Annotated in this window: 18 protein-coding genes and 1 tRNA gene; 3 read left to right on the forward strand and 16 right to left on the reverse strand. The window is 46.2% G+C overall.

Annotated features, from left to right (window positions below; all coding sequences use genetic code 11):
- The 10 genes from MHM99_RS00005 to rplK all read right to left on the reverse strand — a co-directional run.
- Positions 1–312 (reverse strand): GTP-binding protein (locus MHM99_RS00005; RefSeq protein ID WP_239217646.1); only part of this gene is annotated, 312 nt, incomplete at its 3' end.
- A 63-nt stretch (positions 313–375) separates the two neighbouring features.
- Positions 376–2,478, reverse strand: a complete 2,103-nt coding sequence (gene fusA / locus MHM99_RS00010; RefSeq protein WP_014951035.1) for an elongation factor G — start codon at positions 2,476–2,478, stop codon at positions 376–378.
- A gap of 27 nt (positions 2,479–2,505) precedes the next feature.
- Positions 2,506–2,976, reverse strand: coding sequence for a 30S ribosomal protein S7 (rpsG, locus tag MHM99_RS00015; protein ID WP_014951036.1), 471 nt, complete (start codon positions 2,974–2,976; stop codon positions 2,506–2,508).
- Positions 2,977–3,051: 75 nt separating this feature from the next.
- Entirely contained in the window at positions 3,052–3,426 is a 375-nt protein-coding gene (rpsL, locus tag MHM99_RS00020; RefSeq protein WP_014951037.1) for a 30S ribosomal protein S12, read from the reverse strand.
- A 309-nt stretch (positions 3,427–3,735) separates the two neighbouring features.
- A complete protein-coding gene (gene rpoC, locus MHM99_RS00025) occupies positions 3,736–7,908 on the reverse strand; it encodes a DNA-directed RNA polymerase subunit beta' (RefSeq protein ID WP_071816177.1) in 4,173 nt (1,390 codons plus the stop codon).
- Positions 7,909–7,989: 81 nt separating this feature from the next.
- A complete protein-coding gene (gene rpoB / locus MHM99_RS00030; protein ID WP_014977618.1) occupies positions 7,990–12,018 on the reverse strand; it encodes a DNA-directed RNA polymerase subunit beta in 4,029 nt (1,342 codons plus the stop codon).
- A gap of 325 nt (positions 12,019–12,343) precedes the next feature.
- The gene (gene rplL / locus MHM99_RS00035; protein ID WP_015068303.1) at positions 12,344–12,721 is read right to left on the reverse strand and encodes a 50S ribosomal protein L7/L12; all 378 of its coding nucleotides are present in this window, start codon (positions 12,719–12,721) and stop codon (positions 12,344–12,346) included.
- Between the two features lie 57 nt (positions 12,722–12,778).
- Complete coding sequence (gene rplJ / locus MHM99_RS00040) at positions 12,779–13,297, reverse strand: 50S ribosomal protein L10 (protein WP_014951041.1); 519 nt, start codon at positions 13,295–13,297, stop codon at positions 12,779–12,781.
- A gap of 306 nt (positions 13,298–13,603) precedes the next feature.
- The gene (rplA, locus tag MHM99_RS00045) at positions 13,604–14,299 is read right to left on the reverse strand and encodes a 50S ribosomal protein L1 (protein WP_014951042.1); all 696 of its coding nucleotides are present in this window, start codon (positions 14,297–14,299) and stop codon (positions 13,604–13,606) included.
- A 4-nt stretch (positions 14,300–14,303) separates the two neighbouring features.
- Positions 14,304–14,732, reverse strand: a complete 429-nt coding sequence (gene rplK / locus MHM99_RS00050) for a 50S ribosomal protein L11 (protein WP_014951043.1) — start codon at positions 14,730–14,732, stop codon at positions 14,304–14,306.
- A gap of 244 nt (positions 14,733–14,976) precedes the next feature.
- On the opposite strand from rplK, the gene MHM99_RS00055 reads away from it, so the two are divergent.
- Positions 14,977–15,279, forward strand: a complete 303-nt coding sequence (locus MHM99_RS00055; RefSeq protein WP_061096048.1) for a hypothetical protein — start codon at positions 14,977–14,979, stop codon at positions 15,277–15,279.
- 345 nt (positions 15,280–15,624) lie between these two features.
- Here MHM99_RS00055 and nusG read toward each other — a convergent pair whose 3' ends face one another.
- From nusG to MHM99_RS00080, 5 genes are all read right to left on the reverse strand, one after another.
- Positions 15,625–16,176, reverse strand: coding sequence for a transcription termination/antitermination protein NusG (nusG, locus tag MHM99_RS00060; RefSeq protein WP_014951044.1), 552 nt, complete (start codon positions 16,174–16,176; stop codon positions 15,625–15,627).
- A gap of 4 nt (positions 16,177–16,180) precedes the next feature.
- A complete protein-coding gene (gene secE, locus MHM99_RS00065; RefSeq protein ID WP_187446905.1) occupies positions 16,181–16,558 on the reverse strand; it encodes a preprotein translocase subunit SecE in 378 nt (125 codons plus the stop codon).
- Positions 16,559–16,639: 81 nt separating this feature from the next.
- A tRNA-Trp gene (locus MHM99_RS00070) sits at positions 16,640–16,716 on the reverse strand.
- A 167-nt stretch (positions 16,717–16,883) separates the two neighbouring features.
- Positions 16,884–18,725, reverse strand: coding sequence for an ABC transporter ATP-binding protein (locus MHM99_RS00075; RefSeq protein ID WP_014980522.1), 1,842 nt, complete (start codon positions 18,723–18,725; stop codon positions 16,884–16,886).
- Positions 18,726–18,964: 239 nt separating this feature from the next.
- Entirely contained in the window at positions 18,965–19,588 is a 624-nt protein-coding gene (locus MHM99_RS00080; protein WP_187446906.1) for an RraA family protein, read from the reverse strand.
- Between the two features lie 251 nt (positions 19,589–19,839).
- Here MHM99_RS00080 and MHM99_RS00085 point away from each other — a divergent pair, with 251 nt between their 5' ends.
- Both MHM99_RS00085 and MHM99_RS00090 read left to right on the forward strand, forming a co-directional pair.
- Positions 19,840–21,906, forward strand: a complete 2,067-nt coding sequence (locus tag MHM99_RS00085; protein WP_187446907.1) for a M13 family metallopeptidase — start codon at positions 19,840–19,842, stop codon at positions 21,904–21,906.
- Positions 21,907–22,043: 137 nt separating this feature from the next.
- Positions 22,044–22,745, forward strand: coding sequence for a lysoplasmalogenase (locus MHM99_RS00090; protein WP_232380208.1), 702 nt, complete (start codon positions 22,044–22,046; stop codon positions 22,743–22,745).
- Here the strand turns inward: MHM99_RS00090 and MHM99_RS00095 are convergent.
- Positions 22,738–23,136 (reverse strand): ACT domain-containing protein, encoded by a 399-nt coding sequence (locus MHM99_RS00095; protein ID WP_168534236.1) that lies wholly within the window; start codon positions 23,134–23,136, stop codon positions 22,738–22,740. The genes MHM99_RS00090 and MHM99_RS00095 overlap by 8 nt on opposite strands.
- Positions 23,137–23,177: the final 41 nt, after the last annotated feature.

Consider the following 23,177-nt stretch of genomic DNA (forward strand, 5'->3'; position numbering starts at 1 on the left):
TAGGATACCACCGTCCATCTGAGCAGCACCAGTGATCATGTTTTTAACGTAATCAGCGTGTCCTGGGCAGTCTACGTGTGCGTAGTGACGAGTAGGAGTATCGTATTCTACGTGTGAAGTAGAGATGGTGATACCACGTGCTTTTTCTTCAGGCGCGTTATCGATTTGATCGAAAGCCTGTGCGTTACCACCGTAAGTCTTTGAAAGAACTGTAGTGATTGCTGCAGTTAGCGTAGTTTTACCGTGGTCAACGTGGCCGATTGTACCCACGTTTACGTGGGGTTTCGTACGTTCAAACTTTTCTTTTGCCATTTTTCTCGTTTCCTAAGTTAAAAGTCCGACCCACCAATAGACCGGACCGAACCTTCATTTAGATTAAATTCTAGATTCAATAATAGCCTGCGCCACATTGTTCGGCGCCTCAGAATAATTGAAGAACTCCATTGAGTATGAAGCACGACCTTGTGTTTGTGAACGCAAGTCAGTTGCGTAGCCAAACATTTCTGAAAGCGGCACTTTAGCACGTATTATTTTAACACCTGCGACGCCATCTTCCATACCTTCGATCATGCCGCGGCGACGATTAATGTCACCAACTACATCACCCATCCAGTCTTCTGGAGTAGTCACTTCAACTTTCATTGTGGGTTCAAGTAACACCGGATTTGCTTCTGCGGCGCCTTTTTTGAAACCCATAGAGCCGGCGATCTTAAACGCCATTTCAGAAGAGTCAACATCGTGGTATGAACCGTCAAACAACGTAACCTTTACATCAAGTACTGGATACCCTGCAAGAACACCACTTCGCATCTGCTCCTGAATTCCTTTATCGACCGCTGGAATGAACTCTTTTGGTACCACACCACCGACGATTTCGTTCACAAATTCGTAGCCTGAACCTTCTTCTTGAGGCTCAATGCGCAGCCATACATGACCAAATTGGCCGCGGCCGCCTGACTGACGAACGAACTTCCCTTCAACTTCAACAGATTTACGAAGGGTTTCACGATAAGCAACCTGAGGGTTACCTACGTTACATTCAACTTTAAATTCGCGCTTCATGCGGTCGACAATGATATCAAGGTGAAGTTCACCCATACCTGAGATAATCGTCTGGCCTGTCTCGTCGTCAGTTTTCACTTTGAATGACGGATCTTCAGCTGCAAGCTTGCTTAGGGCTATGCCCATTTTCTCTTGGTCAGCTTGCGACTTAGGCTCAACCGCAATTGAAATTACCGGCTCTGGGAACTCCATACGCTCTAGCGTAATAACATGGTTAGGGTCACAAAGCGTATCACCGGTTGTTACATCTTTAAGGCCAATGGCCGCAGCGATGTCACCTGCGCGTACTTCTTTAATTTCTTCACGGTCTTTCGCGTGCATTTGCACAATACGACCAAAGCGCTCACGCTTGCCCTTAACAGGGTTGTAAACCGTATCACCCGTGTTTACTACACCAGAGTAACAACGGAAGAAGGTTAGCGTACCCACAAATGGGTCGGTCGCTATTTTAAATGCTAGCGCTGAGAACGGCTCATCGTCGCTTGAATGACGCTCTGCTTCTGTCTCGTCTTTGTCGTCAAGTACACCAGTGATGGCCTTAACTTCTGTTGGAGACGGAAGATAATGAATAACAGAGTCTAGTACTGCCTGAACACCTTTGTTTTTGAAGGCACTGCCACAGGTGGCAAGAACAATTTCGTTGTTCAGCGTACGCTGACGAAGGCCTGAACGAATTTCTTCCTCAGAAAGCTCTTCACCTTCCAAGTATTTATTCATTAGCTCATCAGATGCTTCTGCAGCCGCTTCGATCATTTCGGTACGGTACTGCTCAGCGGTATCTAAATATTCAGCCGGAATGTCTTCATAGGTAAATGTCATACCCATGTCTTCTTCATTCCAGTTGATGGCTTTCATCTTCACAAGGTCGATGACGCCATGGAAATTCTCTTCAGCGCCCATGTTGATTTGAATCGGAACACAGTTTGCGCCTAAACGCTTGCGGATTTGACCCACAACACGTTCAAAATCAGCGCCAGCCCGGTCCATCTTATTAACGAACACAAGGCGTGGCACTTGATATTTGTCAGCCTGTCGCCAGACTGTCTCTGATTGAGGTTCTACCCCAGAAGACCCACAGAAAACAACCACTGCACCGTCTAGTACACGCAATGAACGCTCTACTTCGATAGTAAAGTCAACGTGTCCAGGGGTGTCGATGATGTTGATCCTGTGTTGATCGAACTGTTGCTCCATACCAGACCAGAAACAAGTCGTTGCAGCAGACGTGATAGTAATACCACGCTCCTGCTCTTGCTCCATCCAGTCCATGGTAGCAGCACCATCGTGCACTTCACCGATTTTGTGAGACAGTCCTGTATAAAACAGAACACGCTCTGTGGTCGTGGTTTTACCCGCGTCCACGTGAGCCACAATACCAATATTGCGATAACGCTCAATCGAGGTCTTACGAGGCATAAATCTCTCTCAGTTAAATAACGTTGATTACCAACGGTAGTGAGCAAACGCTTTGTTTGCTTCGGCCATACGGTGAACGTCTTCACGTTTCTTAACCGCTGAACCTTTATTATCTGCTGCGTCTAGCATTTCAGCCGCTAGGCGTTGTGCCATAGACTTTTCGCCACGTTTACGTGCAGCTTCAACCATCCAACGCATACCTAGCGCGTTACGACGAACTGGACGTACTTCAACTGGAACCTGATAAGTAGAACCACCAACACGACGAGACTTAACCTCTACTGTTGGGCGGATGTTATCAAGCGCTTCCTCGAAGATATCTAGGTGTGCTTTGCCGGTTTTTTCAGCAACAATATCAAGCGCACCGTAAACGATTTTTTCAGCGACTGACTTTTTGCCGTCGAGCATTACGACATTCATGAATTTCGCAAGCAGTTGTGAACCAAATTTTGGCTCTGGTAGGATTTTACGTTGACCTACGACTCTTCTTCTTGGCATTTTCTATTCTCCGTATGAATTCAGGGAAAACCCAAAACTCTTAAACTTCAGTTTGGCCTTACTAACGGAGAACCGTTATGACTTAGGCTTCTTCGCGCCGTACTTAGAACGGGCTTGTTTACGATCGTTTACACCTGCGCAGTCAAGAGTACCGCGAACTGTGTGATAACGAACACCTGGTAGATCTTTAACACGACCACCACGGATAAGTACTACACTGTGCTCTTGTAGGTTGTGACCTTCACCACCGATGTATGAAGAAACTTCAAAACCGTTAGTTAGACGTACACGACATACTTTACGTAGTGCAGAGTTTGGTTTCTTAGGCGTAGTAGTATATACACGAGTACATACACCACGTCTTTGTGGACAAGCTTGTAGAGCAGCTACGTTGCTTTTTTCAACGGGCTTTCTACGCGGCTTGCGCACTAACTGGTTAACTGTTGCCATTAACTAGCTCCTGATTAAAAACTACGAAAACCCAATCACTGTGATTGGGTCCATATTAATGCGATTAATTGTTTAATCGCTCTTGTTTGTGAATATTGTGCTCGTCAACATTCACTGAGCGCTGATACAAAAAACCGCGACCGTTTATCGAGCCACTTATTGGCTATCCAAAATCGGGTCGCGGAATATTAAAGATCATCGCTCTGACTGTCAAGGTGTACAAAGGTTAAGCAGTTAATTTATCTGCAATCTGTACAACTGGACTGCCAAATTGTTAGGAGTACGTTAACGTACTCCTATGATCTTGCCTTATTCGGCAGTATCTTCGTCTGCACCAGCATTAAGCGCTTCGGTTAGTGCCTGTTCTGCTTCAGCAGCAGAAACTGACATTTCTTCGATTTGCTCTTTGCGACGTTGTGCACGGCGTTCGTGGTAAGCGAAACCTGTACCCGCTGGAATTAGTCGACCAACGATTACGTTTTCTTTCAGACCGCGTAGGTCATCTTCTTTACCTTGAACCGCAGCTTCAGTTAGAACACGTGTTGTTTCTTGGAACGATGCCGCTGAGATAAATGACTCAGTAGACAGTGACGCTTTAGTGATACCAAGCAGCTGTGTTTCGTACTGCGCTGGGATCTTGCCGTGTTTTTCAATTTCACGGTTAGCCACTTTAACGTTCGATACTTCAACCTGTTCGCCTTCAAGGAACTGCGTATCGCCTGGATTAGTGATAATGCACTTGCGTAGCATCTGACGGATAACTACTTCAATGTGCTTATCGTTAATCTTAACACCCTGTAGACGGTAAACTTCCTGAACTTCGTTCACGATGTAGTTTGCTACAGCTGAGATACCACGTAGACGTAGGATATCGTGTGGAGACTCTGGACCATCAGCGATAACTTCGCCTTTTTCCACTTTCTCACCTTCGAACACGTTAAGCTGACGCCACTTAGGAATCATCTCTTCGTACGCGTCACCCTCAGCAGGTGTAATTACAAGACGCTTCTTACCTTTGGTCTCTTTACCGAAGCCGATAGTACCTGAGATTTCTGCAAGGATAGCAGGCTCTTTAGGCTTACGTGCTTCAAATAGGTCCGCAACGCGCGGTAGACCACCCGTGATATCACGAGTCTTCGAGCTTTCCTGAGGAATACGTGCTAGCACGTCACCTTCGTTAGCTACTTTGCCTTCTTTCGCTTCGATGGTTGTGAAGCTTGGAAGACGAATTTCTTGAAGACCGAACTCGTCGCTTTCAAGAATTAGCTTAGGCTCTTTAGAGTTTACTTTCGCAAGGTCTTTAACAACGATACGGGTTAGACCAGTAAGCTCGTCTTGCTGCATTTCGGTGTTAGAGTCATCAATGTCTGCGAAGCTAATCTTAGCTGCACGTTCAGTGATGATTGGGTGACTATGCGGATCCCAGTTAGCAACAACGTCGCCAGCTGCAATAGTTGCACCGTCATCCACGCTAAGTACAGCACCGTAAGGTACTTTATAGCGCTCTTTCTCACGGCCTTGCTCGTCGATAACAGTAAGTTCTGTTGAACGAGAAACGATAACCACTTTGCCGTCAGAGTTACGTACGAATTTCGCATTGTGTAGCTTAAGGCTACCCGCCGTCTTAACTTGTACGCTGTTCTCAGCAGATGCTCTTGATGCCGCACCACCGATGTGGAACGTACGCATGGTAAGCTGTGTACCTGGCTCACCGATTGACTGTGCTGCAATAACACCAACCGATTCACCGCTGCCCACCATGTGACCACGTGCAAGGTCACGACCGTAACACTTAGCACAAACACCGAAGTCGTTGTCACAAGTGATTACCGAGCGAACCATAATTTGGTCAACTGAGTTAGCTTCAAGCATGTCTACTAACGCTTCGTCTAGAAGAACGTTACGCTCTACTAGTACTTCGTTAGTACCTGGCTTAAGTACATCTTCTGCTACCACACGACCTAGTACACGCTCGCGTAGTGGCTCAACAACGTCACCACCTTCGATTAGTGGTGTCATTTGAACACCTTCGAATGTGCCACAGTCGTCGTTAGTGATTACCAAGTCTTGTGCAACGTCTACTAGACGACGCGTTAGGTAACCCGAGTTAGCTGTCTTAAGTGCGGTATCCGCAAGACCTTTACGAGCACCGTGAGTTGAGATGAAGTACTGTAGTACGTTCAGACCTTCACGGAAGTTCGCCGTAATTGGGGTTTCGATGATTGAGCCATCTGGCTTAGCCATCAGACCACGCATACCAGCTAGCTGACGAATCTGAGCGGCACTACCACGAGCACCTGAGTCGGCCATCATGTAAACAGAGTTAAATGATGATTGCTCTTCTTCTTCGCCATCGCGGTTAATTACGATGTCAGTCTTAAGGTTATCCATCATGGCCTTAGCAACTTTTTCGTTAGCATTTGACCAGATATCGATAACTTTGTTGTAACGCTCACCCGCGGTAACAAGACCGTTTTGGAACTGTTCCTGAATTTCAATAACTTCTGCTTCCGCTGCATCGATGATGTCTTTCTTAGCAGCAGGGATAACCATATCGTCGATACCAACAGACGCACCCGCGATCATCGCGTAGTGGAAACCGGTATACATGATTTGGTCAGCAGCAATTACTGTGTCTTTCAGACCTAGCGTACGGTAACAAGCATTCAATAGTTTTGAAATTTGCTTCTTGCCCATCGCTTGGTTGATGATTTCAAACGGCAGACCCTTTGGAAGGATCAGTGAGAAAATCGCACGACCAACAGTAGTGTCAGTTAGCGTTACTTTCTCAGTTTTGTTGCCATCTTCATCGATGTCATATTCAGTAATACGTACTTTAACGCGAGAGTGAAGCTCAGCATTACCTGTACGGTATGCTTTTTCTGCTTCATTCGGGCTGGTGAATACCATGCCTTCGCCTAAGCCGTTTACTTTGTCACGCGTTAGGTAATAAAGACCCAATACAACGTCCTGTGAAGGTACGATGATTGGCTCACCATTCGCAGGTGACAGAATGTTGTTCGTTGACATCATAAGTGCACGTGCTTCTAGCTGTGCTTCGATTGTCAACGGAACGTGTACCGCCATTTGGTCACCATCGAAGTCGGCGTTGTACGCCGCACACACTAGCGGGTGAAGCTGAATCGCTTTACCTTCGATTAGAGTTGGTTCGAATGCTTGGATACCCAAACGGTGAAGTGTAGGTGCACGGTTAAGTAGTACCGGGTGTTCGCGGATAACGTCGTCTAGTACGTCCCAAACCTCTGGTGCTTCGCGCTCTACAAGCTTCTTAGCTGCTTTAATTGTTGTCGCAAGACCACGACCTTCAAGCTTACCGTAGATAAACGGCTTAAATAGCTCAAGTGCCATCTTCTTAGGAAGACCACACTGGTGAAGACGTAGCGTAGGACCAACGGTAATTACAGAACGGCCTGAGTAGTCAACACGCTTACCAAGAAGGTTTTGACGGAAACGACCTTGCTTACCTTTGATCATGTCTGCAAGCGACTTAAGTGGACGCTTGTTAGAACCGGTAATCGCACGACCACGACGTCCGTTATCTAGAAGCGCATCTACAGACTCTTGAAGCATACGCTTTTCGTTGCGTACGATGATGTCTGGAGCAGCTAGGTCTAGAAGACGCTTAAGACGGTTGTTACGGTTAATAACACGACGGTAAAGGTCGTTAAGGTCAGACGTTGCAAAACGGCCGCCATCTAGTGGTACTAGAGGACGAAGATCTGGTGGAAGTACCGGAAGTACCGTCATGATCATCCACTCTGGCTTGTTACCAGACTGTTGGAATGACTCAAGCAACTTAAGACGCTTAGTAATTTTCTTACGCTTAGTTTCAGAGTTGATTGAAGGCAGCTCTTCACGCATAGCCGCAACATCTGCGTCTACGTCTAGTGCAGTTAGAAGATCGAATACTGCCTCAGCACCCATCTTCGCTTCAAACTCATCACCGTGCTCTTCAAGTGCATCCAAGTACTCTTCTTCGTTAAGAAGTTGGCTGCGCTCAAGCGTAGTCATACCTGGCTCTGTAACCACGTATGATTCAAAGTAAAGTACACGTTCAATATCACGAAGTGTCATATCTAGCATTAGGCCGATACGAGACGGAAGTGATTTAAGGAACCAGATGTGTGCTACCGGGCTAGCTAGCTCGATGTGACCCATACGCTCACGACGTACTTTAGTCAGTGTAACTTCAACGCCACACTTCTCACAGATAACACCACGGTGCTTAAGGCGCTTATACTTACCGCAAAGACACTCGTAGTCTTTAACCGGACCAAAGATACGCGCACAGAACAGACCGTCACGCTCAGGCTTGAACGTACGGTAGTTAATTGTTTCAGGCTTTTTAACTTCACCGAATGACCATGAACGGATCATGTCAGGTGAAGACAGACCGATTCGAATATTATCGAATTCTTCAGTCTTGTTTTGTTGCTTTAGAAACTTTAATAAGTCTTTCACATTACTCTCCCAGCGGAGTCAGTCTCTAGAACCCGGCGCAAGCGCCGGGCCATCTCATAACATTACGTGGCTAACGCCGTATTACTTTTCTTCAAGCTCGATGTTGATACCCAACGAGCGAATTTCTTTAAGTAGTACGTTGAATGACTCTGGCATGCCAGGTTCCATTCTGTGGTCGCCATCGACGATGTTCTTGTACATCTTGGTACGGCCGTTAACGTCATCCGACTTAACGGTAAGCATTTCTTGAAGGGTATATGCTGCACCGTATGCTTCAAGTGCCCACACTTCCATCTCACCGAAGCGCTGACCACCGAACTGTGCTTTACCACCAAGAGGCTGCTGTGTAACAAGGCTGTAAGAACCCGTAGAACGCGCGTGCATTTTGTCGTCTACTAAGTGGTTCAGTTTCAGCATGTACATGTAACCAACCGTAACTGGACGCTCAAATTCGCGACCGGTACGACCGTCAAACAAAGCAATCTGACCGCTTTCTGGAATGTCAGCAAGCTTCAGCATTTCTTTGATTTCAGATTCACGAGCACCGTCGAATACAGGTGTTGCTACTGGAACACCCTTACGAAGGTTTTCCGCTAGACGACGAACTTCGTGGTCTGTGAAGCTATCGATGTCTACTTCTTGGTGATTCTCACCAAGCTCGTACACCTTCTTCAAGAAGTCACGTAGTTCAGCCAGCTCGCGCTGCTCTTTAATCATGCGATCAATCTTCACACCAAGACCGTGTGCAGCCATACCCAAGTGCGTTTCTAGGATCTGACCGATGTTCATACGAGACGGTACACCTAGTGGGTTAAGAACGATATCTACCGGCGTACCGTTAGCATCGTATGGCATGTCTTCTACAGGCTGGATAGTCGAGATAACACCTTTGTTACCGTGACGACCGGCCATTTTATCACCCGGTTGGATGTGACGCTTAACCGCAAGGTAAACCTTAACGATCTTAAGCACGCCAGGTGCTAGGTCATCGCCTTGAGTAATCTTGCGACGCTTACCTTCAAACTTCTTATCGAAATCAAGTTTGATTTCAGCATGCTGATCAGCGATTTGGTCTAGCTCTAGCTGTGCATCTTCACTGTTAAGTGCGATTTCAAACCACTTTTCACGCGGCAGGCTGTCAAGCTTAGCTTGGTCAACACCAGCACGTAGTAGTGCAGTTTGTGCACGTGCGAAGATACCGTCTGCAAGAATTTCGAACTCGTCAGTAAGGTCTTTCTTAACCTGACGTAACTGCATATCTTCAATTTCTAGCGCACGCTTGTCTTTCTCTACACCGTCACGGGTAAATACTTGAACGTCGATTACCGTACCGTGAACAGAGTTAGGTACACGTAGAGACGTATCTTTAACGTCAGACGCTTTCTCACCGAAGATTGCACGTAGTAGTTTTTCTTCTGGCGTAAGCTGCGTTTCACCTTTAGGCGTTACTTTACCTACAAGGATGTCACCGCCTTTCACTTCCGCACCAATGTAAACAACACCTGATTCATCAAGCTTGCTTAGTGCAGATTCACCCACGTTCGGGATATCAGAAGAAATCTCTTCTGGCCCAAGCTTAGTATCACGAGCGATACAGCTAAGCTCTTGAATGTGGATAGTAGTAAAACGGTCTTCCTGCGCTACACGCTCAGAAATAAGGATTGAATCCTCAAAGTTGTAACCATTCCACGGCATGAACGCGATACGCATGTTCTGACCAAGTGCAAGATCACCTAGGTCTGTTGAAGGACCATCAGCTAGCACGTCGCCTGCAACAATCGGGTCGCCAACACTACAAGTAGGCTTCTGATTGATACACGTGTTTTGGTTAGAACGTGTGTACTTAGTCAGGTTGTAGATATCGATACCCGCTTCACCTGGAAGCATTTCATCTTCGTCTACTTTAATAACGATACGGCTGGCATCTACGTAATCAACCACACCACCGCGCTTAGCAACTACAGTAACACCTGAGTCAACCGCGATAGTTCTTTCCATACCGGTACCAACTAGCGGCTTATCAGCGCGTAGTGTAGGTACTGCCTGACGTTGCATGTTCGCACCCATAAGTGCACGGTTCGCATCATCGTGCTCTAGGAATGGGATAATGCTTGCAGCAATTGAAACGATTTGCTGAGGTGAAACGTCCATGTACTTGATGTCTTCTTTCGGCATCAAGGTAGTTTCACCACGGTGACGACATGGAATTAGGTCGTCAACCAACTCGCCTGCTTCAGTCAACGCGATGTTTGCCTGAGCGATTGCGAATTGACCTTCTTCAATTGCAGATAAGTAATCGATTTCGTCTGTTACGACACCGTCTACAATGCGACGGAACGGCGTTTCTAGGAAACCGAAGTCATTGGTACGCGCGAAGCTTGCCAATGAGTTAATTAGACCGATGTTCGGGCCTTCCGGCGTTTCGATTGGACATAGACGACCGTAGTGAGTCGGGTGTACGTCTCGAACTTCGAAGCCTGCACGTTCACGTGTAAGACCACCCGGGCCTAATGCAGAAATACGACGCTTATGCGTTACTTCTGATAGCGGGTTGTTTTGGTCCATGAACTGAGAAAGCTGAGATGAACCGAAGAACTCTTTAACCGCAGCCGAGATAGGCTTAGCGTTAATAAGATCTTGTGGCATCACGTTGTCTAGGTCGCCTAAGCTTAGACGCTCTTTAACTGCACGCTCAACACGTACAAGACCAACGCGGAATTGGTTTTCTGCCATTTCACCTACAGAACGGATACGACGGTTACCTAGGTGATCGATGTCATCTACTTCGTCTTTACCGTCACGAATCATTATTAGCTGCTTCATTACAGAAATAATGTCTTCTTTATCTAGTGTACCAGCTCCAATAAGTTCTTCACGGCCAAGACGGCGGTTGAACTTCATGCGGCCAACAGAAGATAGGTCGTAACGTTCATCAGAGAAGAACAAGTTATCGAACAAGGTTTCAGCTGCATCTTTTGTTGGTGGCTCACCAGGACGCATCATACGGTAAATTTCAACTAGTGCTTCAAGGCGGTTAGTTGAAGAATCGATACGTAGCGTATCTGAAATGTATGAACCGTGATCTAGCTCGTTGATGTAAAGCGTTTCGAACTCTTTGATACCCGCTTGGCTAAGTGCCGCTAGGTTTTCAAGGGTTAGTTCGTCGTTCGCGCTTACAATCACTTCGCCTGTGTCTTCGTTTACATAAGTAGCTGCGTAAACACGGCCAATTAGGTAATCGGCTGGAACTTCAAGTTCTGTAAGACCGGCTTTTTCTAGTGCACGCGTGTGGCGCGCAGAAATACGACGACCCGTTTCAACAACAACGTTGCCTTCACCGTCAATGATGTCAAAAGCAGCCGTCTCACCACGTAGGCGATCTGGAACCACTTCCATCATTAGTTTGTCTTTGTCGATACGTACGCTTACTTTGTCGAAGAAAGTATCTAGGATTTCTTCAGACGTCATTTCAAGTGCGCGTAAGATAATCGTTGCAGGCAACTTACGACGACGGTCGATACGTACGAATAGGTTATCTTTCGGGTCAAACTCGAAGTCTAACCACGAACCACGGTAAGGAATTACACGTGCGTTATAAAGCACTTTACCTGACGAGTGGGTTTTACCTTTGTCGTGATCAAAGAATACACCAGGTGAACGGTGTAGCTGTGACACGATAACACGCTCTGTACCATTGATAACGAACGTACCGTTCTCAGTCATCAACGGGATCTCGCCCATGTACACTTCTTGTTCTTTAATATCTTTTACGGTACCTGGCGCAGCGTCTTTATCGAACAACACTAACCGTAGTTTTACTCTTAACGGAGCAGAGAAAGTTACGCCGCGAATTTGACATTCTTTAACGTCGAAAACGGGCTCTCCCAGGCGGTAGCTTACATACTGAAGCTCTGAACTACCTGAGTAGCTTTTAATTGGAAAAACGGAACGAAATGCTGCTTCCAAACCGTATTGAGCATCTGCATCGATCTCAATAAACTTTTTGAAAGAATCAAGCTGAATTGAAAGAAGGTATGGAATTTCCAATACCTGTGGGCGTTTGCCAAAATCCTTACGGATACGTTTCTTTTCGCTATAAGAGTAAACCATGGGTTCCTCAGCCTGCTGATTTATGACCCAACCTGCTGCAAAATGCTTTAAAACGCGTGCTATGGGCTAAAAGCTACGTTTCAAATGGCGCACTAAGCAACAAACTTCCACAACCCTTTTTCGGGCAGATACACCAGCATACAACAAAATTTAACCAATTATTAGTTAACTTGTTGGATTTTTATGCTTTTTATGGGTATTTCCGAATGGCGCTTTAAGTAGTGTAACCAAGGGTTAGATTCTACACACTATACAGCGCAAAAAGGCTGGTGGTTTAAAAAACCACCAGCCTTGCCGTCTCAGGCAATAATCTGACTATGTCAGATTACTTGATTTCTACTTCTGCACCAGCTTCTTCAAGCTCTTTCTTAAGTGCTTCAGCTTCATCTTTGCTTACGCCTTCTTTGATAGCTTTAGGAGCAGACTCAACTACTTCTTTAGCTTCTTTAAGACCTAGGCCAGTCGCGCCGCGAACTGCTTTGATAACTGCAACTTTGTTGCCACCGAATGAAGTCATTACAACGTCGAATTCAGTCTTTTCTTCTGCAGCAGCAGCGTCACCGCCAGCAGCTGGACCAGCAACAGCAACAGCAGCTGCAGCAGATACGTTGAATTTTTCTTCAGCCGCTTCGATTAGTTCAACCAGTTCCATTACTGGCATTTCAGCGATTGCGTTTAAGATATCTTCTTTAGTTAGAGCCATGTTCTCTAAACTCCTGGGTATAAAATGTTAAAAAAATCAATATGCCAAAAACGCCAATTACTTGGTGTCTTTGACCGCCGCCAATACGCGCACAAACTTGCCAGGAACTTCGTTGATTGTTTGAACGAATTTCCCAACTGGTGCTTTGAAGGTTGCAAGTAGTTTCGCAAGCGCTTCGTCGCGGGTAGGTAGTGCTGCAACTGCGTCCAATTTCTCTGGACCAAGAAGACCGCTACCAATAGATAGTGCTGTAACTTTTAGCTTATCGTTAGTCTTACCGAAGTCTTTGAAAAGACGTGCCGCACCGCCTGGTGCGTCGATAGAGAAACCATAGATAAGCGGACCAGTTAAGGCGCTGTCTAAGTCTGCAAATTGACTGTCTGCTAGAGCACGCTTTGCAAGAGTGTTACGTACAACCTTTAGGTATACGCCTTGCTCACGAGCTTTAACACGTAGGTCAGTCAGTTCTGCAACTTCCATCCCACGGTATTCAGCAACGGCTACGGATAGAGCGCGAGACGCAACTTCAGAAACTTCTGCTACGATCTCTTTTTTTGCTGCTAAACCTAGTGCCACTGAGTTCACCTCTTTGTATCTGACTTTGTTTGCGGTTACCCGCTTACGCCGTCAGGGTTCACAGATTGATACCAACCCTCATGGTTGATACCGCTCTACGGTGTTTGTTACCCCAGAGAGTCTGAGTCAAACCACCGTCTGCGCAGGTTGTTGTATTAAGCAGTGTGTTGACTGTGAAAGTTCTCTTACCTCTTTCACCACACCGCACCTGCGGTCTAGGACGGGAGCTGCTTACTAGCACTGCTAATTGTCACAGCTCCAACCCATAACCTTTAAGAGATTTCGATGAGCCTAAGCTCAGCGAAATTAAAGACCTACAGAAGCCTTATCAAGAGCAACACCAGCACCCATTGTAGTGCTTAGGCTGATCTTCTTGATGTATGTACCTTTCGCAGAAGAAGGCTTAGCTTTCTTCAATGCTTCAAGTAGCGCTTCAAGGTTTTCTTGAATTTGGTTCGCTTCGAACGCGATCTTACCGATGCTAGCGTGGATGATACCGTTCTTATCGTTACGGTAGCGTACCTGACCAGCTTTAGCATTCTTAACTGCCGTTGCAACGTCAGGCGTTACAGTGCCAGTTTTTGGGTTAGGCATAAGGCCACGTGGACCTAAGATTTGACCTAGTTGACCAACAACACGCATTGCGTCTGGGCTAGCAACTACTACGTCAAAGTTCATTTCGCCTTTCTTAACTTGCTCAGCTAGGTCATCCATACCAACGATGTCTGCACCAGCTTCTTTAGCTGCTTCAGCATTTGCACCTTGAGTGAATACTGCAACGCGAACGTCTTTACCAGTACCGTTAGGTAGTACAGTTGCACCACGAACGTTTTGGTCAGATTTCTTCGCATCGATACCAAGGTTAACAGATACGTCTACGCTTTCTGCGAACTTAGCTGTTGCTAGTTCTTTAAGAAGCGCTACTGCTTCGTTGATTTCGTACTCTTTAGTAGAGTCAACTTTGTCGCGGATTAGGCGAGCGCGTTTAGTTAATTTAGCCATTCGATTAGTCCTCTACGTTCAAGCCCATTGAGCGAGCAGAACCCGCGATAGTGCGTACCGCTGCATCTAGATCAGCTGCAGTAAGGTCTGGCTCTTTAGTTTTAGCAATCTCTTCCAACTGAGCGCGAGTAACTTTACCCACTTTTTCAGTGTTAGGACGGCCAGAACCACTCTTGATGCCCGCTGCTTTCTTAAGCAGGTAAGACGCAGGAGGAGTCTTAGTTTCGAATGTGAAAGAGCGATCTTCGTATACAGTAATTTCTACTGGTACTGGAGCGCCTTTCTCAAGGCTTTCTGTTTTCGCGTTGAAAGCCTTACAGAATTCCATGATGTTTACACCGTGTTGACCTAGTGCAGGACCAACTGGTGGACTTGGGTTAGCAGCGCCTGCTGCTACCTGAAGCTTGATAATACCGCTTACTTTTTTAGCCATTTTACATGCTCTCTTGTTTGGGTCTAACGCCTCGCAAATACAGAGATTATTTGCTCAATCGGCTTCCCGTTTCCGTTTAAAAGGGCGCGCATTATATAAGGTGATTAATTACTATGCAAGGGCTATTTAGAATAAAAAACCATCGAAAGGTCAGTATTTTTCATAGGCAAAGTGAATCAGAGTTATGTTGGCTTTACGCACACAGTGTGAAGCTCATCATTTATTTTGAAAGGATAATCAAACAATGGAAAAACCTACAGAATTAAACAATCATGAGATCTCAAATGTTTCTGGTGCACTTTGGGCCAATGCTTTAGGCGCTATAGCCGGTGGCATAGGTGGTTTCTATGGGGCAATTATTGGTGGCGGGCGTAACGCATCGTTCAGTACCATCGCTACAGGAACACTTGCCGGAATGGGTGCAGGCGCTTTAAGTCCGGTTAAAGGTTTCAGCTCTCTCGCAACATCCGTAGGTGGTGGGTTAGTTTCGGGCGCTATAGCAAATTTGGCGTCGGATCTAGAGGGTTTAGAAACAACAGATGAGTGAAGGTCAAATTTAAAATGGTAGATATCGGAACGGTGTTCATTTGGGTCATGGTAATTTGTGGAATGAACCTAATCTTAAAACGTGCGCTGGGTGTCAGATTTTGGGACTCTTTTACAAAGAGCGATAAAGTCTCTGAAAAAACCGCAACAATATTGCAGTTTATGTTTATGTTTCTTTCGCTTATTAGCTGTTATTTCTGGCTTATTTAGGTCAAGAGGATGCTACGTTGTAGTAACATGCAAATTTTTATAAATATTCACCGCTCTCCTTTTATCGTTATCTAGATACAAAAAAGCCCCGTCAAACGGGGCTTTTTAAAAATGCTATACGGTAGCTTGAATAGGCTTAGCCTTTTTCTACCTGACCAAATTCTAAGTCTACTGGAGTAGAACGACCGAAGATAAGCACCGATACTTTTACGCGGCTCTTTTCGTAGTCTACTTCTTCTACCACACCGTTGAAGTCTGCAAATGGGCCATCGATAACGCGAATAACTTCGCCTGGCTCGAACAGCGTCTTTGGTCTTGGCTTATCAACGTTTTCTTCAAGACGATTTAAGATAGCGTCAGCTTCTTTCTGCGTGATTGGCATAGGGCGATCAGATGTGCCGCCGATGAAACCAAGTACGCGAGGTACGCTTTTCACTAAGTGCCATGACTCTTCCGTCATCGCCATTTCTACCAATACATAACCTGGGTAGAACTTACGCTCAGACTTACGCTTTTGACCCGCACGCATTTCTACTACTTCTTCTGTTGGTACTAGTACCTGACCGAAGTAGTCTTCCATGTTGTGCATCTTGATGTATTCAAGCAGGGTCTTCTTAACGCGAGACTCATATTGTGAATAGGCTTGAACTACGTACCATCTTTTCTTTACTGCTTCTTCTTCAGACATACGGTTATGCTCCTATTCCTGTAATAAAGCCAACTACACGAACGATGATGCCGTCTAGTCCCCATAAAATTAGTGCCATAATTAACGTCGCTGCAAGCACGATAAGTGTAGTTTGGTTCGCCTCTTGGCGAGTTGGCCACACAACCTTGCGAACTTCTGTGCGAGACTCTTTAGCGAAGCTCAAGAAGGTGCTACCTTTGTCGGTAGTTGCCGCGATGAAACCAGCTATACCAACAACTACAACAATTGCGATGGCACGGTATAGTACCGAGATCTCACCGTACATTGTATTAGCGGTTACTAAACCGGCAAGTAGTGCAAAAACCACTACCCATTTAAACATGTCCAATGCATTGGACTGATTTTCCGTCTTTTCGCTCATGTTACGATCCTAGCACTACAGCGTCGTTGTTTTACGCATCTAAAAAATGCGCAACTTAAAAATTCTTAGTTTAAGTAAATTTGGCAGGGGTGGAGGGACTCGAACCCCCAACCATCGGTTTTGGAGACCGCTGTTCTACCAATTCGAACTACACCCCTGTGGTGTCGATAAGACAAAATTTACTTACACTGCCCTTGTGAGTTGTGCGTCTTTTCTAAGGAAAGTGCGGTATCGCAAGGGAGGGACGCGTATTATACTTAACCACTTTCAAGATACAAGCGGTTTATCCATCCCATCTGCGATTGAACGCTAATTCGCGCCTTGCCTATTCAACGCCTATAAATCCGCCCGTTTGGTGCGCCCAAAGCTTGGCATATATGCCATTGTGCGCAATAAGCTCTGTATGGGTTCCCTGCTCTACAATGTTGCCCTTATCCAGAACAAGTAACCTGTCCATTTGCGCAATGGTCGACAGTCGATGCGCAATAGCCAGCACGGTTTTGCCTTCCATCACTTTGTCCAGACACGCTTGAATAGCTGCTTCAACTTCTGAATCTAGCGCTGATGTGGCTTCGTCCAGCACTAATACAGGCGCGTCTTTCAGTAACACTCGCGCAATAGCAATGCGCTGGCGCTGACCGCCTGAAAGCTTCACGCCTCGTTCACCCACGTGAGCGTCGTACCCTGTTCTACCGTGACTATCGGTAAGCGTAAGAATAAAGTCGTGCGCTTCGGCCTGTTTGGCTGCACGGATCATATCTTCTTCTGTCGCGTCGGTTCGACCATAAAGGATGTTGTCGCGTACGGAGCGGTGCATCAGTGAAGTATCTTGTGTCACCATGCTGATTTTGGCGCGAAGGGTTTCTTGGCCTACTTCAGTAATATCTTGGCCGTCAATAACAATACGACCACTCTGGGTATCGTAAAAACGCATGAGCAAATTAACCAGTGTCGATTTACCCGCGCCAGAACGCCCCACTAAGCCCACTTTTTCTCCGGGCTTAATGGCTAAATCCAAGTTAGTGAACACATCAATAGGTTTGTTGTCTGCACCTGAATAAGAAAAATGCACATTATCGAAATTAATCCCGCCGCCATTTACCTTTAACGCATCGGCTTTTGGCTTGTCTTTTACTGCAATAGGCTGCGCTAGTGTATTCATGCCATCCTGCACCGTGCCTAAGTTTTCGAACAAACCTGATACTTCCCACATAACCCAGTGCGACATACCGTTTAGTCGCAAACACAAACTAATAGCAATGGCGATATCGCCCGGGCTCGCGATGTTTTCCATCCACAAATACACAGATAGCGCACCAATGGTGAAAATAAGAATGGCGTTAGCCATTTCCACGCAGAATTCCAACACGGTAACCAAACGCATTTGCGGGTAAACCGTCTTAAGAAAACCATCCATACTTTCTTTTGCGTAATCCGCTTCGCGGCGACTGTGTGAAAACAGCTTCACCGTTGTGATATTGGTATAGCTATCGACAATACGCCCAGTCATTAATGAGCGCGCGTCGGCTTGCTTTTGCGACACTTCTTTTAGTTTTGGTACCAGCACCTTCAAGATACCGATATACACAAAAAACCACACGATAAGCGGCATGGCTAAGCGCCAGTCAGTGCTGAAAATAAGCACTACCATAGAGATAAAATAAACACTGATGTACACCAGCAAATCGAGAACCTTGGTCACGGTTTCTCGTACCGATAGCGCTGTCTGCATCACCTTGGTAGCAACACGGCCGGCAAACTCATCGTGGAAGAAGGTTAAACTTTGGCCAAGCAAATAGCGGTGAGCCTGCCATCTAATGCGCATGGGATAATTCCCCATCAAGGACTGACGAGAAAATAGCGAGCGCAACAAGATAAACAATGGAATAAAAACGAGAACGGTTAAACCCATGCCAATGAGGGTAAATTTTTGGTCCGCTAAAAACGTGGCTCGGTTTTGATCAGAGAACCAGTCAACTAACTGCCCTAAAAAGCCAAACAACGCCACTTCTAACATGGCAACAATGGCACTTAGCACGGAAACAGTAAGGATTACGCCCCACATGCCTTTTGTGTAGTATTTACAAAATGCAACGATACCTGTTGGCGGTTGGGTAGGCGGCGTGTCAGGGAAAGGCTGGGTCAGCTTTTCAAAAAATGAAAACATGTAGAACTCGTTAGTTATTCAGTGACAGAGCACGTTTACGTATGCCCCAAAATGCTTAGGTCACAATTCTACACGATAACTGAAAGTGTGTTGAACTTTGCGGCGCCTTTTTACCGCAAAGCTCATTTAACATTGGTTAATATTTGGCAAAGCTTATTGCCTAATGAAAAGCTTAGTGAAGGGTTTAGTAAAGCGCTTATCAAAAACCAGTCGAAGCATGGCGAGTTATCTGCAAACCTTCACTCTGCAAAGCCCAATTTAGCCAGTATGCTTTCCACTTTTTCAGCGTGCTCAGCCTGCCACTGTTCAAGTGACATGGAGCCATCTTTCTGGGCTCGCTTTTGGGCAATGTCATAGGCTGCTAGCGCCTCATCTCTTGGAATTGCTGCAATGCCCTCTTCGTCTGCAACAATGATATCTCCGGCGTGAACCGTTACACCAGCACAGGTAATCGGCTCATTTAACGGGGCTATACACTTTTTGGCTCCTGGCTTGGGTATAACGCCCCTGGCAAATACCGGGAATTTGTTGTCACGGGTTTCAGCAAGATCGCGTATAACACCATCAATCACGAAGCCTTTAATGCCGCGAGACTGGGCTATCGCGCAGACGTTACCGCCCGCAACAGCGAATTCATCATCGGCTTCCACAACAATAATGTCACCGGGGCTTGCGCGATATATCGCCGCATGCAGCATAAGATGGTCTCCCGGCTCACACTTAACGGTAAATGCTGGACCCGCAATGCGTGGCATGCCTTCCCACAATGGTTTTATCGCATAGTGCATGAACTGCTCTCTTGGCAGCGCATCGGCGTACTCACAGGGTGATACGCTATCGAAAGGGGTATTGTGTAAGTCCATCGCCGTTCCTTGAATGTTGTAGTGTGTGAAAAAAACACTATAGCGAAATTAGCCCTACAAGTTGTTACAAGCTGTGTATTTTCACTATAAACACTTTTTCTATCCCCCCCGCCATGCTAAAAATTAGTAAAAAGCGTGCACGCAATACGCCACACCATTCTTTCGAAGGGATGCACAGGTTTCGCAACGCACTAAAAACAATAAGCGACAAGCCCAAATGTCGCCCAATAAAATGAAAAGGAAAACTCGACATGTTACGTAGCGTTTTAAGCTTAAGCGTGGCACTGGCCCTCACGGCTTGTAGCCCACAAAATTCATCCACAGAACAACAGACACAGAGCGCGGCTACCGAAGAAGCTCAGCAACAGCTTTCTTCAGGTGTCATTAAAGAAAATATGGATCTGTCTGTTGACCCAGGTGATGACTTTTTCCGCTACGTAAACGGCAAGTGGTTTGATAATTTTGAAATACCGGCAGATAAATCGAGCTACGGTTCTTTCGTGATCCTTCGCGATGAAGCACAAGATCACGTTATGGATATTATAAAATCGTCTGCCGAAGGCGACTTTAAAGCGGGCAGCGACGAGCAAAAAGTCGGTGATTTTTACCGTGCCTATATGGACATGGAAACCCGCAACGAACTTGGTACGACGCCGCTAAAGCCTGAGTTAACTAAGATTGATGCCATTGAAGACTACACCGATCTTGCTGAGTATTTCGCTTATGCAGCTCGCTATGGCTACGGTACGCCGTTCAGCCTAACTCAATACCCTGACCTTAAGTCGCCAAAAGAATATTTGATGTACACGTGGCAGTCGGGCTTAGGCCTTCCTGAGCGCGAGTACTACTTCAAGGACGACGAAACATCACAAACCATTCGCGATGCCTACGTTAAACATATTCAAACCATGTTTGAGCTGGCGGGTTTCGACGCGCCTAAAGAAAGTGCGGATATGCTGTTCGCACTTGAGACTAAAATTGCTCAGCTACATATGAAAAAAGAGCAGGCCCGTAACTTTGCTGCCAACTATAACAAACTGACAATTGAAGAACTTAAAGCGTTGATGCCTAAGTTCGACTGGGACGCTTATCTTACTGAAGCAGACATTAGCGACATTCCTTCGCTAGGCATCCTGCAAAAAGACTACATGCAAAACATTGATGGCGTTATTGCAGAAACCTCACTGGAAGATTGGAAAACGTTCCTTAAGTGGGGCTTGTTAAATGCTTCAGCCAGTCGCTTAAATGCCGAGCTTGATGAAGCAAACTTCAATTTCTACAGCAAAGTGCTTCGCGGTGTTGAAGAGCAACAGCCACAATGGCGTCGTGCAGTAAGCCTTTCAAATGCCCATGTAGGCGAGCTAATCGGTAAGGTTTATGTAAAACAGCACTTCCCGCCTGAAGCGAAAGATCGCATGATGGAAATGGTTAATAACCTGTTGTTAGCTTACAAAGAAAGTATCGAAAATCTTGATTGGATGACAGATGAAACCCGTGCACAAGCACTAGACAAGCTGTCTAAGTTTACGGTGAAAATTGGCTACCCAGACCAGTGGAGAGACTATTCAGCGCTGACAGTTAATGCCAGTGACCTGTTTGGAAACCTAAAGCGTTCTTCGGACGTGCTGTACGAAGAAATGCTTAAGAAACAAGGCGGCCCAGTGTGGACCCATGAGTGGGGCATGACACCTCAAACTGTTAATGCTTACTACAACCCACCGCTAAACGAAATTGTATTCCCTGCGGCTATCCTTCAACCTCCGTTCTTTGACATGAACGCCGAAGACGCGGTTAACTACGGTGGCATTGGCGCGGTAATTGGTCACGAAATTGGCCATGGTTTTGATGATTCAGGGTCAACCTTCGACGGTGATGGCGTTCTGCGAAACTGGTGGACTGACGAAGATCGCGGCGAGTTTGAAGCACGCACTGCGAACTTGATTGAACAGTATAACCAGTTTGAGGTTCTGCCTGACTTGCACGTAAACGGCGAATATACCCTAGGTGAAAACATCGGCGATCTTGGCGGCATCAGCATCGCACTTAAAGCTTACCACCTGTCTCTTGATGGTGAAGAAGCCCCTGAACTAGACGGTTTCACTGGCGATCAGCGTGTATTCATTGGTTACGGCCAGGTTTGGGCAAGCAAGTATCGCGAAGAAGCGTTGCGCAGCCAAGTACAAACGGATACCCATTCACCTACGAAGTTCCGCACTAACGGTGCTGTTCGCAACGTACCTGAATTCTACGAAGCGTTTAACGTGACCGAAGAAGATGCGTTGTATTTACCACCAGAAGAACGCGTGAAAATTTGGTAATTCGCGTACTCTAAAACAGTACATAGAGAGTAGCGTACATAAAATACGATAGCTAAAGCCCCATGTTTGCTTCACCAAACTGGGGCTTTTTTTGTCGTGCTGAAGTGTATGACTGAGCAGGTTCAAAAAGGCTAAATATGAATGTAAGAACAACTATTGTCTTTAGCAGCTTAGCGTTGATTTACCTGGCGACGCTGCCGCTTACCCCCTACGTGGCGCAATTCTTACCCAAAGCCCTGCCTATTGTGGTACTGGCAGTTTTCGCCTATACAAAACTTAGCACCATGCCGCGATACATGGTGTTGGCGGCGTTACTTTTTAGTCTTGCCGGAGATGTTAGTCTGGCCTTGCCCTTTGCTGATAGTTTTATTACCGGCTTGGCGTGCTTTTTTGTTGCCCATTTAACGTATGCTATGTGTTTTGCGTTGCTGCATCGCCGCCTACAAGAAACGCCCGGCGACCATATCATTTCGCGCAAACCAAAGTGGTTAATTAGTATTATTATGGTTAGCTTTGCCGTAATGATGGCAGTGCACATTCTGCCAGCGTCGAAAGCCTTGTTTTACCCTGTAGTCGCCTATATTAGCGTAATCACACTGATGGGTTTAACCGCAGTGTGGTTGGCTCAAACTAAGCTAATCGTAACCGGTGCGTTACTTTTTGTGATATCAGATGCCATTCTCGCCCAGTCGGTTTTCAAAACCCCGCTTCCACTGTCTACCTTTTGGGTAATGACAACTTACTATGGTGCCCAATATTGCTTAACCATGGGACTGGTTGATGTTTTTTTTGAGAAAAGAGAAAGAATAGGCAGGAAGAGATTGGTCAGACCTAGTTAGACAACGACGTTAAAACGTCTATCGCCAAGTCGGCTTTTTCAGCTGGCACAAAAATATGGTCGTGATAATGAGCGGCCACCACGTTGGCGCTAATTCCTGCCTTACCCAGCGCGGTGGACATAGCTGCCGTCATGCCTACCGCTTCCAAACTAGAATGTACTTCACAGGTTATACAGCGGTAATAACCTTCAAATGGCAAGTTAGCTTTCTCGGCTGCAACAACCGGAAGGATAAGCGTGGTGCCCTCGCGTTCCTGAAACATACCCTTAGCTACTGAAATTAACGTACTAGTTAAGCTATCAGCAGGCAAGGTAGTGAAAACGTAATCTTCACTACTCGCCACAGGATTCAGATTTTTCAGTAACACGCCCAAGTCAGTTTCAGCGACCACACTCAACCTTCCTTTGTATAACGTCAATACTTATTTATTGA

It is taken from the genome of Alteromonas sp. MmMcT2-2 (assembly GCF_022348305.1).
Taxonomy (GTDB): domain Bacteria; phylum Pseudomonadota; class Gammaproteobacteria; order Enterobacterales; family Alteromonadaceae; genus Alteromonas; species Alteromonas macleodii.

Bases quoted from the DNA above. Each gene is read 5' to 3' on its own strand.
- fusA (WP_014951035.1), bottom strand. From the start codon at position 2,478: ATGCCTCGTAAGACCTCGATTGAGCGTTATCGCAATATTGGTATTGTG.
- rpsG (WP_014951036.1), bottom strand. From the start codon at position 2,976: ATGCCAAGAAGAAGAGTCGTAGGTCAACGTAAAATCCTACCAGAGCCA.
- rpsL (WP_014951037.1), bottom strand. From the start codon at position 3,426: ATGGCAACAGTTAACCAGTTAGTGCGCAAGCCGCGTAGAAAGCCCGTT.
- rpoB (WP_014977618.1), bottom strand. From the start codon at position 12,018: ATGGTTTACTCTTATAGCGAAAAGAAACGTATCCGTAAGGATTTTGGC.
- rplL (WP_015068303.1), bottom strand. From the start codon at position 12,721: ATGGCTCTAACTAAAGAAGATATCTTAAACGCAATCGCTGAAATGCCA.
- rplA (WP_014951042.1), bottom strand. From the start codon at position 14,299: ATGGCTAAATTAACTAAACGCGCTCGCCTAATCCGCGACAAAGTTGAC.
- rplK (WP_014951043.1), bottom strand. From the start codon at position 14,732: ATGGCTAAAAAAGTAAGCGGTATTATCAAGCTTCAGGTAGCAGCAGGC.
- MHM99_RS00055 (WP_061096048.1), top strand. From the start codon at position 14,977: ATGGAAAAACCTACAGAATTAAACAATCATGAGATCTCAAATGTTTCT.
- nusG (WP_014951044.1), bottom strand. From the start codon at position 16,176: ATGTCTGAAGAAGAAGCAGTAAAGAAAAGATGGTACGTAGTTCAAGCC.
- secE (WP_187446905.1), bottom strand. From the start codon at position 16,558: ATGAGCGAAAAGACGGAAAATCAGTCCAATGCATTGGACATGTTTAAA.
- MHM99_RS00075 (WP_014980522.1), bottom strand. From the start codon at position 18,725: ATGTTTTCATTTTTTGAAAAGCTGACCCAGCCTTTCCCTGACACGCCG.
- MHM99_RS00080 (WP_187446906.1), bottom strand. From the start codon at position 19,588: ATGGACTTACACAATACCCCTTTCGATAGCGTATCACCCTGTGAGTAC.
- MHM99_RS00085 (WP_187446907.1), top strand. From the start codon at position 19,840: ATGTTACGTAGCGTTTTAAGCTTAAGCGTGGCACTGGCCCTCACGGCT.
- MHM99_RS00090 (WP_232380208.1), top strand. From the start codon at position 22,044: ATGAATGTAAGAACAACTATTGTCTTTAGCAGCTTAGCGTTGATTTAC.